Source organism: Lysinibacillus sp. FW301-JW8 (assembly GCF_058788755.1).
On the sequence record NZ_JBYTBB010000018.1, the window covers coordinates 1 to 16,842 of the forward strand.

Annotated in this window: 14 protein-coding genes; 6 read left to right on the forward strand and 8 right to left on the reverse strand. The window is 36.0% G+C overall.

Annotated features, from left to right (window positions below; genetic code table 11):
- Window positions 1-145 precede the first annotated feature (145 nt).
- Window positions 146-1,216 carry a PQQ-dependent sugar dehydrogenase gene (locus AC3WOM_RS09535; protein ID WP_492446441.1) on the forward strand — a complete coding sequence of 357 codons (1,071 nt, stop codon included), beginning with the start codon at window positions 146-148 and terminating at the stop codon, window positions 1,214-1,216.
- A 96-nt stretch (window positions 1,217-1,312) separates the two neighbouring features.
- On the opposite strand, the gene AC3WOM_RS09540 is transcribed toward AC3WOM_RS09535, so the two are convergent.
- The 8 genes from AC3WOM_RS09540 to AC3WOM_RS09575 form a co-directional block, all read right to left on the reverse strand.
- Entirely contained in the window at window positions 1,313-2,005 is a 693-nt protein-coding gene (locus AC3WOM_RS09540) for a hypothetical protein (protein ID WP_492446443.1), read from the reverse strand.
- A 173-nt stretch (window positions 2,006-2,178) separates the two neighbouring features.
- Window positions 2,179-2,616 carry a hypothetical protein gene (locus AC3WOM_RS09545; RefSeq protein ID WP_492446445.1) on the reverse strand — a complete coding sequence of 146 codons (438 nt, stop codon included), beginning with the start codon at window positions 2,614-2,616 and terminating at the stop codon, window positions 2,179-2,181.
- 165 nt (window positions 2,617-2,781) lie between these two features.
- Complete coding sequence (gene qoxD / locus AC3WOM_RS09550) at window positions 2,782-3,066, reverse strand: cytochrome aa3 quinol oxidase subunit IV (RefSeq protein WP_004226585.1); 285 nt, start codon at window positions 3,064-3,066, stop codon at window positions 2,782-2,784.
- Entirely contained in the window at window positions 3,066-3,665 is a 600-nt protein-coding gene (gene qoxC / locus AC3WOM_RS09555) for a cytochrome aa3 quinol oxidase subunit III (protein ID WP_313373117.1), read from the reverse strand. Before qoxC ends, qoxD begins: the two co-directional genes overlap by 1 nt.
- 1 nt (window position 3,666) lies before the next feature.
- A complete protein-coding gene (qoxB, locus tag AC3WOM_RS09560; protein WP_427542105.1) occupies window positions 3,667-5,610 on the reverse strand; it encodes a cytochrome aa3 quinol oxidase subunit I in 1,944 nt (647 codons plus the stop codon).
- A gap of 27 nt (window positions 5,611-5,637) precedes the next feature.
- Window positions 5,638-6,570: a cytochrome aa3 quinol oxidase subunit II gene (gene qoxA, locus AC3WOM_RS09565; RefSeq protein ID WP_427542102.1), complete on the reverse strand. Its 933-nt coding sequence runs from the start codon at window positions 6,568-6,570 to the stop codon at window positions 5,638-5,640.
- A gap of 787 nt (window positions 6,571-7,357) precedes the next feature.
- Window positions 7,358-8,200 carry a DUF2785 domain-containing protein gene (locus tag AC3WOM_RS09570; protein ID WP_427542099.1) on the reverse strand — a complete coding sequence of 281 codons (843 nt, stop codon included), beginning with the start codon at window positions 8,198-8,200 and terminating at the stop codon, window positions 7,358-7,360.
- Window positions 8,201-8,450: 250 nt separating this feature from the next.
- Window positions 8,451-8,915: a hypothetical protein gene (locus tag AC3WOM_RS09575; protein WP_427542096.1), complete on the reverse strand. Its 465-nt coding sequence runs from the start codon at window positions 8,913-8,915 to the stop codon at window positions 8,451-8,453.
- A gap of 343 nt (window positions 8,916-9,258) precedes the next feature.
- On the opposite strand from AC3WOM_RS09575, the gene AC3WOM_RS09580 reads away from it, so the two are divergent.
- The 5 genes from AC3WOM_RS09580 (at window position 9,259) to yihA (ending at window position 16,750) form a co-directional block, all read left to right on the forward strand.
- Complete coding sequence (locus AC3WOM_RS09580) at window positions 9,259-10,248, forward strand: CDC27 family protein (RefSeq protein WP_427542093.1); 990 nt, start codon at window positions 9,259-9,261, stop codon at window positions 10,246-10,248.
- Between the two features lie 112 nt (window positions 10,249-10,360).
- Complete coding sequence (tig, locus tag AC3WOM_RS09585) at window positions 10,361-11,650, forward strand: trigger factor (protein WP_427542090.1); 1,290 nt, start codon at window positions 10,361-10,363, stop codon at window positions 11,648-11,650.
- A gap of 683 nt (window positions 11,651-12,333) precedes the next feature.
- On the forward strand, window positions 12,334-13,605 hold the full coding sequence (gene clpX / locus AC3WOM_RS09590) for an ATP-dependent protease ATP-binding subunit ClpX (protein ID WP_427542087.1): 1,272 nt from the start codon (window positions 12,334-12,336) through the stop codon (window positions 13,603-13,605).
- A gap of 234 nt (window positions 13,606-13,839) precedes the next feature.
- Window positions 13,840-16,164, forward strand: a complete 2,325-nt coding sequence (lon, locus tag AC3WOM_RS09595; RefSeq protein ID WP_492446451.1) for an endopeptidase La — start codon at window positions 13,840-13,842, stop codon at window positions 16,162-16,164.
- A 4-nt stretch (window positions 16,165-16,168) separates the two neighbouring features.
- Entirely contained in the window at window positions 16,169-16,750 is a 582-nt protein-coding gene (yihA, locus tag AC3WOM_RS09600; RefSeq protein ID WP_427542081.1) for a ribosome biogenesis GTP-binding protein YihA/YsxC, read from the forward strand.
- Window positions 16,751-16,842 lie beyond the last annotated feature (92 nt).

Sequence of the window (16,842 nt, forward strand, 5' to 3'; positions counted from 1 at the left end):
CCTCGTTTTGAAAAAGGGCTATACTTTTTAATTTGTCACCTTGATGTCATTGACATAATAGTATTTCAACAACATGAGACGTCTAAATGACGTCTTTTTATTTTGAAAGCTACTGCCAGTAATAAAATATGAAGGGGTGAACGATATGAAACAAGCGAATTTATTATTGTTACTACTATTGCTGCTTGTTCTTGGAGGGTGCATTAAAACGAAGCAGCAAGATGAAAAACCTGAAAATGCTAAAGCCTTAACAACTTCAAATCTTGACATTATTGCTGACAATTTACAGACACCTTGGTCTATTCAAAAAAGTGGTGATGTTTTTTATTTATCTGAGAGGCCAGGGAATATTGTAAAAGTTGAAGCTGGTAAGGTAGAAAGACAACATGTAGAACTTAGTAAAGAGCTTTCTACTGCTTCAGAGGCTGGGTTATTAGGATTTGTTCTTGCTCCAGATTTTCCTGAATCGAAAAGGGCATATGCCTATTATACGTATGTTGAGAATTCTAAACAGTTTAATCGGATTATCACGTTAACACTACAGGATAACAAATGGAAGGAAGAGATTTTGTTAGTTGATCGTATAAATAGTGGTACGTATCATCATGGAGGTAGATTAAAAATTGGTCCAGATGGCAAGCTTTATGCAACAGTTGGTGATGCAACGGAGCCTATGCTAGCACAGAACTTAGCTACACTTGAAGGCAAAATTCTGCGCTTACATTTAGACGGATCTATTCCAGATGATAATCCTTTTCCTAATTCCTATATTTATAGCTTCGGTCATCGCAATCCTCAAGGCTTGACATGGACATCAGATGGCAAGATGTATGCGAGTGAGCATGGAAACTCAGCTAATGATGAGCTCAACATTATACAAAAAGGACAAAATTATGGTTGGCCAATTATAGAAGGCAGTGAGGAACGAAAAGGGATGGTTGCTCCAATCGTTACATCTGGTCTTAATACAACTTGGGCTCCTTCAGGAATGGATAATAATGAAGAAAAATTGTATGTGGCAGCATTAAGAGGAATGGCAATATTGGAATTTACTATGGAAACTCTCGAAAAGAGAGAGCTAGTTTCAGGTCTTGGCCGTATTCGAGATCTTTATGTAGACGATCAATTTCTTTATTTCATTAGCAATAATACGGATGGGCGCGGAAATCCATTGACGAATGATGATAAGCTCTATCGAATTCCATTAGATAATTGAATTATTGGAAGATATAAAGATGGAGAGAATATTGCAGATTAAGTAAATGTTCCTACATTGAAAAAAAGGTGCTTAAAAATTAGGCACCTTTTTATGCTATAACATGCTGCTGAGTATATTTGCTTTATGTATAATTGGTTTTTTTAATTTTAATTTCGTTTCAATATCATTCACAAAGATCTCAAAATAAAACTTAAGTTCCTCAAAACCCGCGTGAGTATGCTTTTTTACATAATGGACATAGTCATTACTCAAGGATTTTACTACATGGGCAGCGACAGAATTAGATATATCCTGAAAATATTCTGTCAGACATTGATGCAAGGAGGATTGTTTTATTTGTTCTTCTAGCTCTGGAAATTCGGCAAGTAAATAATCCTTAACTAGAATTTCTAGTGCCATTCGATAGCCAGTCGTTGCTAGTTCAATTTGATCCAAATTTTCTGCCAATGCAGCTTGTCTATAAATATTAGCAAATTGCGGAGAAAATTCAGCGATAATCATTGGCACCGCTTTATTTGTCATCTCTGGATATACAGAATGAAAAGTAATGCTGTTATTTGAAGTTTTACGGAAATGTGTAGTAACAAAGCTTTTCTTGCAACCTACACACGAATGTGAAAGAAAATTCATATCATAATGTAAATCATAAGATAGCTTTTTTGCATCAATAGTCGATGGAATCATCCAGACATAGCAATGTGGACATTGCTTCGGTATTGAATAAGTAACACCATCGAAATAAGCGATGTCCAATGTTGTAGAAATTGCTTGAAATTCTATAGCCATAATTCACACTCCCTCTCAGTAAATTATAGCAATATCTTTTGCTTAATCACATGGTAATAATTATCTGTATTAGCTCCAGGAGGTACAAATAATCACTAAAAACATACGCGAGAATAGATTCGTTTTTAATAGTGTAATCTATCATAAATAGGTACGCAGGTAACACTGTGAAGTTAAAAGCGAAAATCATTGCTAGAAATTATAGTCTGCTTTAATTGGCTTTGTTTTAAGTAATCACTTAAAATGGCACTATTTCTTTTCATAGTTGTAAGCTTTTGCTGAGTCGTGATAGAGCTATCCTTAACGGTAGACTCATAGGCTGTCACTTCAGCTTGGAGCCTCTCCTTAGCAGCAGATATTATTTTTAATTGATGTGCTTGAAAATTATTTTGTAAATAATCTCCGATTGTTGGTGTTTTAAAAGGTTTATGATACAACTTACTTTGTTCATATGTATTCTCAGGTGATAGAGCAAATAGATTTGCATTATTTAATGATGTACTAGTTAAATAAGAAGCAAAGTCAAAAGAATTTTTGAGGCTTCCTTTAGACGATGAAGTTTGTTTTGTAAGGCTTACGGTGTTTGTCTGAAAACTGATACCTGAAATCATTTTATATCATCCCTCCCTTCGTCATTTCTTTTAATGTCGGACAAAATTCAACTATTGTTAGTTTTAAATGAAGAGAAAAGGCGATTGTTAGACTTAGATTTTCTTCAATCAATGGATATTAAAGAAAAAGCCGAGAAAATGATATCATTTTCTCGACTTTTTTTATCAGTTATAGCCCCAGATCATGGCAAATAATGTACCAATGATTGTGACAACACCTACGAATACAGAATATAAAATCGTTGTATATAAAGTTTTCTTATCTTCGGATTCACCAATGTGCATGAATAATACTAATTGTACAGTCGCTTGTGCAAGAGCAGTTACTAGTAAAATGCCAAATGCCATATTAAGTGACATATCGAATTTAACAACTGCTAAAGCTACAATTGTTAGTAATAGTGAGAAGCCGAAGCCCATCACATGTTGTTTTGGGAATAATTCCTTCATCAGCTAATCAGTCCTTTCAAGTAGACGAAGCTGAAGATGAAAATCCAAACAACGTCTAGGAAGTGCCAGTACAGTGAGAAGATAAACGCTTTGTTAGCCGTTTGTGGGTTTAAGCCCCGTTTTGCTACTTGGATTAAAATGGCAACACCCCAGAAGAAACCGAATGTTACGTGGGCACCATGTGTACCAAGTAAAGTCATTAATGATGATAAGAATGCGCTTGTTTGGATTGTTGCACCTTCATGAACATATGTCACAAACTCATCAATCTCAATACCTAAGAAGCCAAGACCTAATAACAGTGTAATGATGAAAAATGTCATCATTGCTTTTTTATTACCAATACGCATTGCATGAACACCAAGACCAATTGTGAAACTACTTGTTAATAATAAGAATGTTTCCCATAATACTGGTGTTAATTCAAAAATTTCAGCGCCATTTGGACCGCTACCTGTGCGTGTATGAAGTGTGAAATATACAGTGAAAAGTGTAGCGAATAACACGATTTCGGCGCCAAGGAAAATCCAGAAACCAAAAATTTTCAGGCGATTTTCCTCTGTACTATATTCTAATGGAAGTGAAGAATCGATTTTCATATTATTTATCACCTCTCAAGCTTTTCTCAGTAGCCATAACTTCCTCAACTGAAATGTAACGACCATGATCTTTTTCAAATGAACGATGAATCATAAAGCCAAATACACCAATCATACTAATGATGGCTGGAATCCATAGGTTAAATACAGCAAAGAATGCTGCAAGGAAGAAGAATCCGCTCATCCAGAATGGAGTGCCAGTGTTGTTCGGCATATGAATTTTATCAATTTTACCAGCCGTAATATCACGACCTTCTTTTTTCGCAAACCAGAACTCATCTAAACGAGTTACAGTTGGTACTACTGCAAAGTTGTACTCTGGAACTGGAGAATGAGTAGCCCATTCTAATGTACGACCATCCCAAACATCTGCTTTTTCATTGCGAGGCATATGCTTCCAGCTGTAGTAGATATTGTACACGATTAACGCAAAGCCTACAGCAAGACCAAGTCCACCGATGAACGATAGCATGTTCAATGGACCGTAGCCAGTTGATTCAGAGTAAGTATACATACGACGAGCATAACCATCTAAACCTAAAATGAATAATGGGAAGAATGTTACGTTGAAACATACTGCAATAAACCAGAAAGCAGCTTTCCCTAATTTTTCATTTAAACGGAAACCGAACATTTTTGGCCACCAGTAGTGGTAACCAGCAAGTACACCAAATACTGTTCCTGGAATTAATACATAGTGGAAGTGGGCAACTAAGAACATCGTATTATGATATTGATAGTCGGCACTTGCCATTGCTAGCATAACCCCTGTAACCCCACCAATTGTGAAGATCGGAATAAAGCCAAGTGCATAAAGCATTGGAGTTGTGAATTGAATCTTCCCGTGCCTCATTGTCAGCAGCCAGTTAAAGATTTTAACCCCAGTAGGAACTGCGATTGCCATTGTTGTAATAGAGAATACACTGTTTACCATGACACCGTGACCCATTGTATAGAAGTGGTGGGCCCAAACTAGGAATGATAACAATGAAATAACAACCATACTCATAACCATTGATTTGTAACCGTATAAGTTTTTACGTGCAAAGGTTGCAATGATTTCTGAGAAAATACCGAAAGCTGGCAAGATAACGATGTACACTTCAGGATGTCCCCAAACCCAGAATAGGTTGGCCCAAAGCATGTCCATACCACCATTTTGCATGGCAAAGAACTGTGTACCAAATTGACGGTCAAGCATCATTAATGCAAGTGCTACAGTTAACACTGGGAATGCAAATACGATAATAACGTTTGTAATTAAAATTGACCAAGTGAACATTGGCATTTTCATCAATGTCATACCAGGTGCACGCATTTTAATAATCGTCGTGATGAAGTTTACCCCGGTCATTAACGTACCAATACCTGATAATTGTAGAGCTAAAGAATAGTAGTTGTTCCCAACAGTAGGACTAAACTCTGTCCCTGACAGCGGGAAGTAGGCAGTCCAACCTGCATCTGGAGAACCACCAATGATGAATGATAGGTTTAATAAACCTGCACCAGCTGCAAATAACCAGAAGCTAACTGCATTTAGACGTGGAAAGGCTACGTCACGTGCACCGATTTGCAGTGGGATAACAATATTCATTAAACCAATTACGAATGGCATGGCCATAAATAAAATCATTAATAAACCGTGTGTTGTAAATATTTCATTATAGTGTTGTGCATCTAGAAGGCCGTTGTCTGGAACCGCCGTTTGTGCACGCATTAACAATGCATCAATACCACCGCGGAAAAGCATTAAAAGCGCTACAGCGATATACATAATACCGATTTTTTTATGGTCAACAGTTGAAAGCCAGTTTTTATAGAAATAGCCCCATTTTTTGAAATAAGTAAGGCCAGCAAAGATAACAACTGCTCCAACGACGATACTAATAGCTGCCGCTAAAATCATCGGTTCTTGCATTGGATGGAAAACTTCTTCCATACTCATTGGATGCGCTCCTTTCAGTTTTAAAAATTAATGTGAATGTGTTGCATTAGAATTTTCTTGTGAATCTGTTGAATGGTTCTCATGGTTCATCTCAGAGTGATCCATTTCATCGTCAGACATGTTCATATGTTCACTATGTTCCATAGGAGCAGGGCTAAATTCTAAGTGTGTTGATGAATAGCTTGAACGACCAACATGCTCAGCTTTTAATAGCTCATCAAATTTCTCTTCTGTTAATGGTTTCTCATTTGCCTTTACATCTGAAACCCATTTATCAAAATCTTCCTGTGTCATTGATTGTGCTTCGAATTCCATTTCAGCAAATCCACGACCACTAAAGTTGGAGTTACGTCCCATAAATGAACCAACCTCGTCAGCTGCTAAGTGAATAGTAGTCAACATGTCGCTCATTGCATATTTTTGACCCGCTAATTGAGGTATCCAAAAACTTGTAATTGGTCCGAAAGAGTACAATTTAAATTCAATTGGACGATCAATCGGAAGATTTACGTAGTTTACTGTCTCAATTCCTTGCTCTGGATAGCTAAAATGCCATTTCCAGTTAGAAGATGAGGCATAAATTACAAGCGGCTCTTGATTGTCATAACCTTCTGGCTTGGCTTCTACTGTACTTGTTGTTCTAACAGTAACGATTGCTAAAAACGCTACAATAATAATTGGAATAACTGTCCATGTAATTTCAAGTAAATGACTGCCTTCTTCATGAGGCGGCTCATAATTAGCAGGTGCTTTTGAAGCACGATATTTTGTTAGCATAAATATTAAAAGTACATATACGACTAATAATATAAAGGCCATTGTGATAATGGATAAAATAATTGTGTCTGATAATGTTTTAGCATTTGGTCCTTTTGGATCTAAAATTGTTAGCGGTTCACATCCAGCAAGAATGGCAAGGGCACTAAATGCTAAGAACATTAAGCTAAACTTCTTTTTCATGTTTGACTCCTTTCTATAGAACGGCTATTCATAAATTTCATGTAAAAGTTCACATTTATAAATAGATGAGTAAATAAGGTCACCTCTTTTATTTGGTGTACCAATCAAAGTCCTAAAAGTACTTACAATGGCATGGTTCATTATGAAACATTGAGTCTAGTGTTTGATTGGTCTAGTGCAAGCGTTTGCAAAGCCATAAATCTGTGCAATCGAATTAAAGACAATGTGCCATAATCGATCAACACAAATGTCGTTGTTGCACATTGGATTATACGCCCCGTTTTACAGAAAAAAAATTATTTTGTTATAAATTTAATAGTAAGAAGGGGGTGAATATGAACATTTTTTGAACAAAAAACATTATTTTAATATTGGTATTTTAAGACTTAGTAAAATAAACACTGTTGAAACGTTGAAAATACTGAGTTTGTGATATTTACCTAAGTAAATGATTTTTTTTGTGAAAATATCATTTCACATTTTGGACGTCATTTTGTAATAAAATATGCGCGGAATCAAAGAGGGTGAAACATTTTGATTGCGTTTTGTAGAAAAAAGGAGTACATCAAAAGTTGATTTGAGGATAAAAAAGGATAAATTTTCAATGTAAGGAATGATTATAAAGGTGGAATTTGGAATGGAATAATAATTATGTTGAAATAATTATATAACTTCATGAATATACAAATATTGGGATGTTTATATTTTGCTCGAAAAGTAAAATATGTGCTAAAAAAGATAGCAATTCTTAGAGAAATCTAAGATTGCTATCTGAAATTCTGAGGAATTAGGCACCAAGCTTTAGCCATTTTGCAACTTGTCCATAAATGGCATTTTGTAGCTGAGGAGATCGATTATTCATTTTTAATGCAAAGTATAAGGTTTTCATGATATTTAAAGTGCATGTACGCCCGCTAAAAAAGCTTTCATTATATCCTTGTGTTACTAAATGCATTTCAAATTTATCGAAAGCTTGCTGAACGAATTCTATTAATGCTTCTTCAGAGTAGTTTTGATCTAGCAAAGCTTCAATGATAGTAACTAAGCGTTCCTCCTCGTCGTTTACATAGACAGTATTTTTCCAAGAAACGAGCTTTAATGCATGTAAGATTGATGGTGCATGCTGTAAATCGAACTTAGGATGTTTAATCGTCATGGTCGCTAAATCGGCACCATGTGCGATACTGTGAGCCCATCCCTTGTCTTGAACAAATCCTCGTGTATCTTTCTCTAATAATAAATACCGTCCTATCTTTTGAAAATAAAGTTGCAGTCGATTGGCGTCTAGTATTTGTAGTGTAGCATCCTTAGACAGTATCCCAGCAATCAGTAATGCGGAAAATGATCGTGTAAAGACACTATCTTTCATTTCTTCCCCTATGTTCAAAAATAAGTAGTTGTCACTAGTAGCTGTGTCAAATAAAGATTGTAGCTGCTGTGTAGTCAGTAAATTATCACTCAGTAATTCAATAAAAGTGCGGTATATTAATTGGTCCCGTAATTCAGCATCTGGTGAACCAATATTGACTAACATTTCTTGTAACAACCAATCGCCATTTTTTATCATAAATTCTTGACGTGTGGTAAGTGTCATAGTAGAAAAAGACTTCAATGCATCTTTAATATTCATAGCTATTTCCCCCGGAGTTTAATAATCTTCCATAAAAGCATTTTATCATCATCACAACATTTTTGTTTGTAATAGCGCCTTTTACTGATAAGTTAATGAAATTGTAAAATTTTCTAGTGATATAGGAGCATATTTACAATGGGAATTCCAGAATCTATAGAAAGTTGATATGATAGAAACGCCACAAAAAGGATAAACTTATTCAAAGACACAAAAAAAGACATACCTATTTAAGTATGTCTGGCTCTAACTACAAGATTACAGCTGATTTAATGCCAATTGGCCAATCTGTAACTGTACGCTGATTTGTTTTTAATTCTACAAGAATATTTGCGTTTTTAATGGCATCTATTAACCATTCACTGTAATGAAGGTTAGGTTGTGGATGCTGTAAAATTTGCTGCATATCTTTTTTGTCGATACTAAGAAGTTTATAGTTGCATTCAATGTGTACACTTTGGGGAACAATAAAAAGTGACTCTCGTTGATGTCCAATTGAAATGGAGCCGGGAATGTAACCTTGGATACTTATAATATGTGTAATAGCTTCTTGTACGTATGAATCAACCTTTGTGCGAGTAAGAATTTCAAATTCGATCGGATAATCTCGTTGTGGACCATCCGCTGTAGAATATGAAATAACTTTTATTGATAGTGCCTCAAATGTTGGAGAGATACAATTTTCAAACTCACTAACTGTATCCATTAATTGCATGTATTCCACTCCTTGTGAAGAACTTATTTTAGTACATGCAGAAAAACAAAGGTCTGCAATGATTTATAAATAATAGTTATTATTAATTATAATACAATTTATTACAAAATATGAATGCAAAAGTAGAGAATTTTTTGTTAAAAATAAGCATTGATCGCGATTTAAGAAGTTGTAATAGCATAGTGGTGCATAAGCTTCTGGGAAAATGCGAGAATTCTGCACCTTGGAAAAGGCTATCGGTTTGCTTATGGATAGAGGGATACCATGTGTCATTTCAATTTCAAATTCTGGTGAAGAGTCGACCTTTTAAAGTGTAGTGAAATAGTAGTAAAGAGGTGAGGGAATGACAAAGCGAAAACGACATGTTATAAAACATGACAATATTGTTGTTTTTCCAGGTGCTGTTCAGACATTAATACGTGAAGGACATAAATATGCGGAAAATTTTCAATATAAAGAGGCAGTAGCCAGCTTTGAAAAAGCATTTTTATATGAAACAGGAGATGAATTAGCATTAAGTGCATATGCTTATGCTTTATATGAATTAAAGTCGTATAACAAAGCTAAAGATGTTTGTGAGCAATTGCTTGCAATGGGTACGACTTTGTACGTGGAAATAATGGAATTATATATTACGGTATGTATGCAGTTAAAGGAGTACCATCAAGTGGAATCGTTAATTACGACATTGCTTGAGGAAGATGTGCTTCCACTAGAACAGATTGAAAAATTTCAACGATTAAAAAGCATAAATCAAGAAGTGGCAAGAAAACTTCAACAAAAGGAAGATGCACAACAATTAATAGAAGACCAAGAATATGAACTACTGAAATTCAGTACGCTTACACCTGATGAACAATCTATCCGGTTACATCGTTTAATGGATACAAATGTGCGACAATTAAAAACAGCTTTAAAAGCTATTATCGAATGTACAACTATTCATCCGTTTGTTCAGAGCTTAGCGCTCATATTATTAGTTGAACAAGAAGTATCTATTGATATTACAGTGTCAAAATTTGAACAAACAATGGTGATAAATCCAATCAATTTGGTATTACCAAATCAGTTACCTCAGTACAGTGAAGTGAAAAAAATAATTGAAAATAAATTACAGCAAGACCCAACAACATTGGAAATGGTACAATATTTAATGGCAAAGCATGCCATTGTAACATATCCATTTGAATGGCACCCATTTGAAGCGGATGATATTGCCTATAGTTATATTGACTTTGTGCAATCTATGCTCGGAAAAGTACAAGAAATGGACTATGAACTCATCGAATTTTTACAAATGTTAGAAAAACTAACAGAACTACATGAGGTATGAAATAAGTTGAAACTATACGCATCTATGTTATACTAAAATGGTTGTCAAAATCGTAGTTACGAATGAATTGTCTAACATTTAAACTTGATTATTTATTTGGAGGTATTTATACATGTCAGCAAAATGGGAAAAACAAGAAGGTAATATCGGTACTCTTACAATTGAAGTACCTGCTGCAGAAGTAGACGCAGCAATGGACCAAGCATTCAAGAAAGTTGTAAAACAAATTAACGTACCAGGTTTCCGTAAAGGTAAAATGCCTCGTAAAATGTTTGAACAACGCTTTGGTATTGAATCTCTATACCAAGACGCTTTAGAAATCATTGTTCCAGATTCTTATGCAAAGGCTATCGATGAAGCTGGAATTATGCCAGTTGATTATCCAGAAATCTCTGGAACAGAAAACTTCGTACATGGTCAAGATTTCACATTCTCAGCCCAAGTAACAGTTAAACCAGAGCCAAAACTTGGTGACTACAAAGGTCTAGAAGTAGCTAAACTTCCAGTTGAAGTAACTGATGAAGAAGTAGATGCACAAATTCAAGACCAGTTAGCTCGTAAAGCTGAACTTGAAATAAAAGAAGACGAAGCAATCATTGAAGGTGATACTGCAGTGATCGATTTTGAAGGTTTCGTAGGTGAAGAAGCTTTTGAAGGTGGTAAAGGTGAAGACTATCCACTAGAAATCGGTTCAGGTTCTTTCATTCCTGGTTTTGAAGAGCAACTAACAGGTGTGAAAGCTGGCGAATCTAAAGATGTAGTTGTTACATTCCCAGAAGAATACCATGCGGCTGAATTAGCAGGTAAAGAAGCTACTTTCAAAGTAACAGTGAAAGAAGTTAAAACAAAAGTTCTTCCTGAGTTAAATGATGAATTCGCAAAAGAATTAGATCCAGAAGTGGAAAGCGTAGAAGCTTTACGCGCTAAAATTAAAGAACAAACTGCAGCACAAAAAGTAGCAGAATCTGATGCAGCTCTTCGTGATGAGCTAGTAGAAAAAGCTGCTGAAAATGCTGATTTTGAAGTACCAGCAGGTATGATTAACTCTGAAACTGATCGTATGTTACAAGAGTTTGGTCAACGTCTACAAACACAGGGTATGAACTTAGATCTATACTACCAATTCTCAGGTCAATCTGAAGAAGACTTACGTGGTCAAATGAAAGAAGAAGCAGAAAGTCGTGTACGTGTATCTTTAACACTTGAAGCTATTGCTGAAGCTGAAAAAATTGAAGCTACTGAAGCTGATATTGAAGCTGAGTTAGAAAAAATGGCTGCTCAATTTAACATGACAAAAGATCAAATTACAGGTGCATTAGGCGGCACAGCAGTTCTAGAAAATGACATTAAAATTCAAAAAACAGTTGAATTTTTAGTAGAAAACGCTAAAATTACTGAATAGGATTTTTTTGTAACTGGATAGATAAAAGAAAACAAGGTACGGCATTATACCGTGCCTTGTTTTATCACATATTCTTTCTTTAGTTGGAAAGCCAAGACCCCTTTAGGTATAGACACTAAATAATTTGATGATGTAACTAATCTCACCATAAGAAGAATCTGTCGGTTCTTCCACTTCTCTAAAATACATAGTATTGTTTGACTTTTCATACGGTGCTAAATTTTAACTTTATTCAGTAGAGCTGGAGCTTCACTGAACTTTCAAAATGAGGCTTAACGAACTAAGTTTTGAAACACCATAGACAACACACTTCCTCTTCTGAATAAGGTTAAGCCTAGGTGAATGGTATAGATTATAAAGGCTAAGTAACTAATTAAAGGTTTGTAGCTTTTTACTTTAAGGCTTTGCGATGTATCCATCATGAGTCAATAATAGTATGATTTCTAGTCACTGTTTTTTGGAATTACAGTAAAGCGTATGCATAGTAACTCGCTTTAAAATAAAATTATTTGGCTAAATATTTGATGGCTATGCAAAAAAATAGTAATATAACAAAACTAAATACGTCTTTCAGTATTTAAAAATCTATAGCATAATTGCCAGGCGTAAAATGATGCAGACAATTTATTTGATAAAGGTTCAATAATCTTGTAAGATTGTTGCTTGAATAGGGGTGAAACATATTGTTCAAATTTAATGATGAAAAAGGCAATTTAAAATGCTCATTCTGTGGAAAGCCACAAGAGCAAGTACGTAAATTAGTTGCAGGACCCGGTGTGTATATTTGTGATGAATGTATTGAGCTTTGTTCAGAAATCGTTGTAGAAGAACTAGGCGTTGAGGAAGAAATTGAATTCCAAGATATTCCAAAACCTAAAGAAATCTTAGCGATTTTAGATGAGTATGTAATTGGACAAGAACGTGCTAAAAAGGCTTTAGCAGTTGCGGTTTACAATCACTACAAACGCATCAATACAAATAGTAAAATTGATGATGTTGAATTAGCAAAATCGAACATTGTGTTAATCGGCCCAACTGGTAGCGGGAAAACATTATTAGCTCAGACATTAGCGCGTATCTTAAACGTTCCTTTCGCAATTGCAGATGCTACTTCTCTTACAGAAGCAGGGTATGTTGGTGAGGACGTTGAAAATATCTTACTAAAATTAATTCAATCAGCAGATTATGATATTGAGCGTGCAGAAAAAGGAATCATCTATATTGATGAAATTGATAAAGTTGCACGTAAATCTGAGAACCCATCTATTACACGAGATGTATCTGGTGAAGGGGTACAGCAGGCACTCCTTAAAATTTTAGAAGGAACTGTTGCAAGTGTTCCGCCACAAGGTGGACGTAAGCATCCACATCAAGAGTTTTTACAAATTGATACAACCAATATACTATTCATTGTAGGTGGAGCGTTTGATGGAATTGAATCCATTATTAAACGTCGTCAGGGTGAGAAAATAATCGGCTTTGGATCAGATCCGAACAAAGTAGACGTGGATGAAGGCTCCATTATGGCAAAGCTAATTCCAGAGGATTTATTAAAATTTGGGCTTATACCAGAATTCATCGGTCGATTACCGGTACTTGCAAGTCTAGAGCAATTAAACGAGACTGCACTTGTACAAATATTAACGGAGCCCAAAAATGCATTGGCAAAGCAATACCAAAAAATGCTTGAACTAGATGGTGTTGAGCTTGAGTTTGATGAAGGTGCCCTAACAGCTATTGCCAAAGAAGCAATTGAGCGTAAAACAGGTGCACGTGGACTTCGTTCAATTATTGAGTCAACAATGCTTGATGTAATGTACGAACTACCTTCACGTGAAGATGTGAAAAAATGTATCATTACTGCAAAAACAATTACGGATAAAGAAAGACCGAAATTGCTTCTTGAAGATGGCACTGAACTCGATGAAGGTAGCGACACGAAAACTTCAGCATAACAATCAGACGTGACTAAGTCTAATGGTTATGAGATAAAGAGTAATTTAGCTGACTTCGATTGTGCAATATTCGCACAGATCGACAGTCAGCTTTTTATTCATTCATACATAAAGCCAATAATAATTAGTTGTAATTTTTGGCTCGTTTGATTAACTAGTGTGAATCGGCTATTTAGACACATACTAGTAGCGCGGGATGTGAACAAGAAAATTTTGACGGAGGTGAATACCCGCATGGTGACAATACAAAAAACAACAAATGTACCATTATTGCCTTTACGTGGCCTTTTAGTATACCCGTCGATGGTGTTACATATTGATGTGGGTAGAAATCGTTCTGTAGCAGCGCTAGAGCAAGCGATGTTAGAGGACCAATTGATTTTGTTAGTAACACAAAAGGAAATGCATGATGAACAACCTGAAGAGCAAGATTTATATGCAATTGGTACAATGGCATACGTCAAGCAAATGCTAAAATTACCAAATGGAACGTTGCGTATATTGGTAGAAGGTGTAGCACGAGCTACTTGGAATAACTATCGAGCTTTGGAAAAATATACGGTTGTTGATGTAGAGATCAAGGAGGAATCGATTGATAAGGATGTTGAAACACAGGCTTTAATGCGTACGTTGTTAACATATTTCGAAAGATATGCTAAATCCTCAAATAAAATAACAACTGAAACCATTAATACAGTGGTTGACATTGAAGAACCAGGACGTTTGGCTGATATCATCGCATCACATTTGCCATTTAAGATTGCTGATAAACAAGAAGTGTTAGAAATGCTTAGTGTCAAAAAGCGCTTAGATCATTTAATTATTCGTTTACACGATGAGCAAGAAGTACTGGATCTTGAGAAGAAAATTAATACAAAAGTAAAGCAATCGATGGAACGTACACAAAAAGAATATTACTTACGCGAACAAATGAAAGCTATTCAAACAGAGCTAGGAGACCGTGAAGGAAAAACAGGTGAGGTAGCTGAATTACGCAAGAAAATCGAAGAAACAGGTATGCCAGAAACAACAAAAGAAGTAGCGCTTAAAGAGTTAGATCGTTATGAAAAGTTACCTGGGGCTAGTGCGGAGAGTGGTGTTATCCGTAACTACATTGATTGGCTTATTTCACTACCATGGACAAACTCGACTGAAGATCGTATGAATATTGCTCACGCAGAGCGTATTTTAAATCGTGACCATGATGGTTTAGAAAAAGTAAAAGAACGTGTATTAGAATATTTAGCTGTACGCCAATTGAAAAATTCTTTACGTGGTCCAATTTTATGTTTAGCAGGTCCTCCAGGTGTTGGGAAAACATCGTTAGCTCGATCAATAGCAGAAAGCTTGGATCGCAAATTTATTCGTATTTCATTGGGTGGGGTCCGTGATGAATCTGAAATTCGTGGTCACCGCCGTACGTATGTTGGAGCAATGCCGGGGCGTATTATCCAAGGTATGAAAAAGGCAGGCACAATTAATCCTGTTTTCTTATTAGATGAAATTGATAAAATGTCTAATGACTTCAGAGGAGATCCTGCAGCCGCAATGCTAGAGGTGCTAGATCCTGCACAAAACAATTCTTTTAGCGATCATTATATCGAAGAGCCATACGATTTATCGAATGTATTATTTATTGCAACAGCAAATGATCTAAGTACAATTCCAGGACCATTACTGGATCGTATGGAGATTATTTCTATTGCTGGCTATACAGAAATAGAAAAGGCTCAAATTACGAAAAATCACTTAATACCAAAGCAGCTTAAAGAGCATGGCTTGAAAAAAACACAAGTGGTTATAAAGGATGAAGCAGTACTCGATATTATTCGTTACTATACACGTGAAGCTGGAGTTCGTGGACTTGAGCGTCAAATTGCGACGCTTTGTCGTAAAATCGCTAAAATTATTGTTTCGGGTGAGAAAAAACGTGTAACTGTAAGCTCAAAATCATTAGAAGAGCTCTTAGGTAAACATCGCTTCCGTTATGGACAAGCAGAGAAGGAAAACCAAGTTGGTGTAGCAACTGGATTAGCCTATACAACGGTTGGCGGTGATACTTTGCAAATCGAGGTATCATTAACACCTGGTAAAGGAAAATTACAACTCACTGGGAAGCTTGGTGATGTAATGAAGGAATCCGCTCAAACAGCTTTGTCTTATGTTCGTACAAAGATGGGTGATCTAGAGGTGGATTCGGAATACTTTGAAACACATGATATTCATATCCATGTACCTGAAGGAGCTGTACCAAAAGATGGTCCATCTGCTGGTATTACGATGGCAACAGCAATTGTTTCGGCTATTTTACATCGTCCAATACGCCGTGAGGTTGGTATGACAGGTGAAATTACATTACGTGGTCGTGTACTGCCTATAGGCGGGTTAAAGGAAAAAACACTCAGTGCTCATCGCGCAGGTTTAACAACAATTATTTGTCCAATGGATAATGAGCGAGATATTGAGGAGATTCCTGAAAGTGTACGCGAGCAACTTACATTTAAACTAGTGTCATCGGCTGATGAAGTATTAGCTTATGCACTGGACGGAGGTTTTTAGAAAAATGAAAGTCCATAACGTCGAAATGGTCATTAGTGCCGTAAGACCAGACCAATATCCAGAAGATGGACTGCCAGAATTTGCATTAGCCGGTCGTTCGAACGTAGGGAAATCCTCCTTCATTAATCGAATGATTGGTCGTAAAGCTTTAGCACGTATTTCATCTAAGCCAGGAAAAACACAAACGTTGAACTTTTATAAAATCGAAGAGCAATTGTTTTTTGTAGATGTTCCAGGCTATGGTTATGCAAAGGTTTCAAAAACAGAGCGTGAAGCATGGGGAAAAATGATAGAGCGCTACTTCACAGGACGCAAGGAATTAAAGGCAGTCGTACAAATTGTGGATTTACGTCATCCACCTACAGCAGATGATTGCCTGATGTATGATTTTTTAAAGCATTACAATATTCCTTGTATTGTCATTGCGACAAAAGCAGATAAAATTCCAAAAGGTAAATGGGATAAGCATAAAAAAGTAGTAAAAGAAACGCTCAATATGGAAAAGAATGATCCACTTATTGTATTTTCTTCAGAGAAAGGAATTGGCTTTGAAGAGACTTGGCGTACGATTGAAAATTTAATGTAATCAATTTCGCCTTGGCGTAATTGCGTCCGGATTTTGAATTGTGCCCGCACAATTCATTCCTTTGAAAATCCGTGACATCCGCCGGAGGCTTT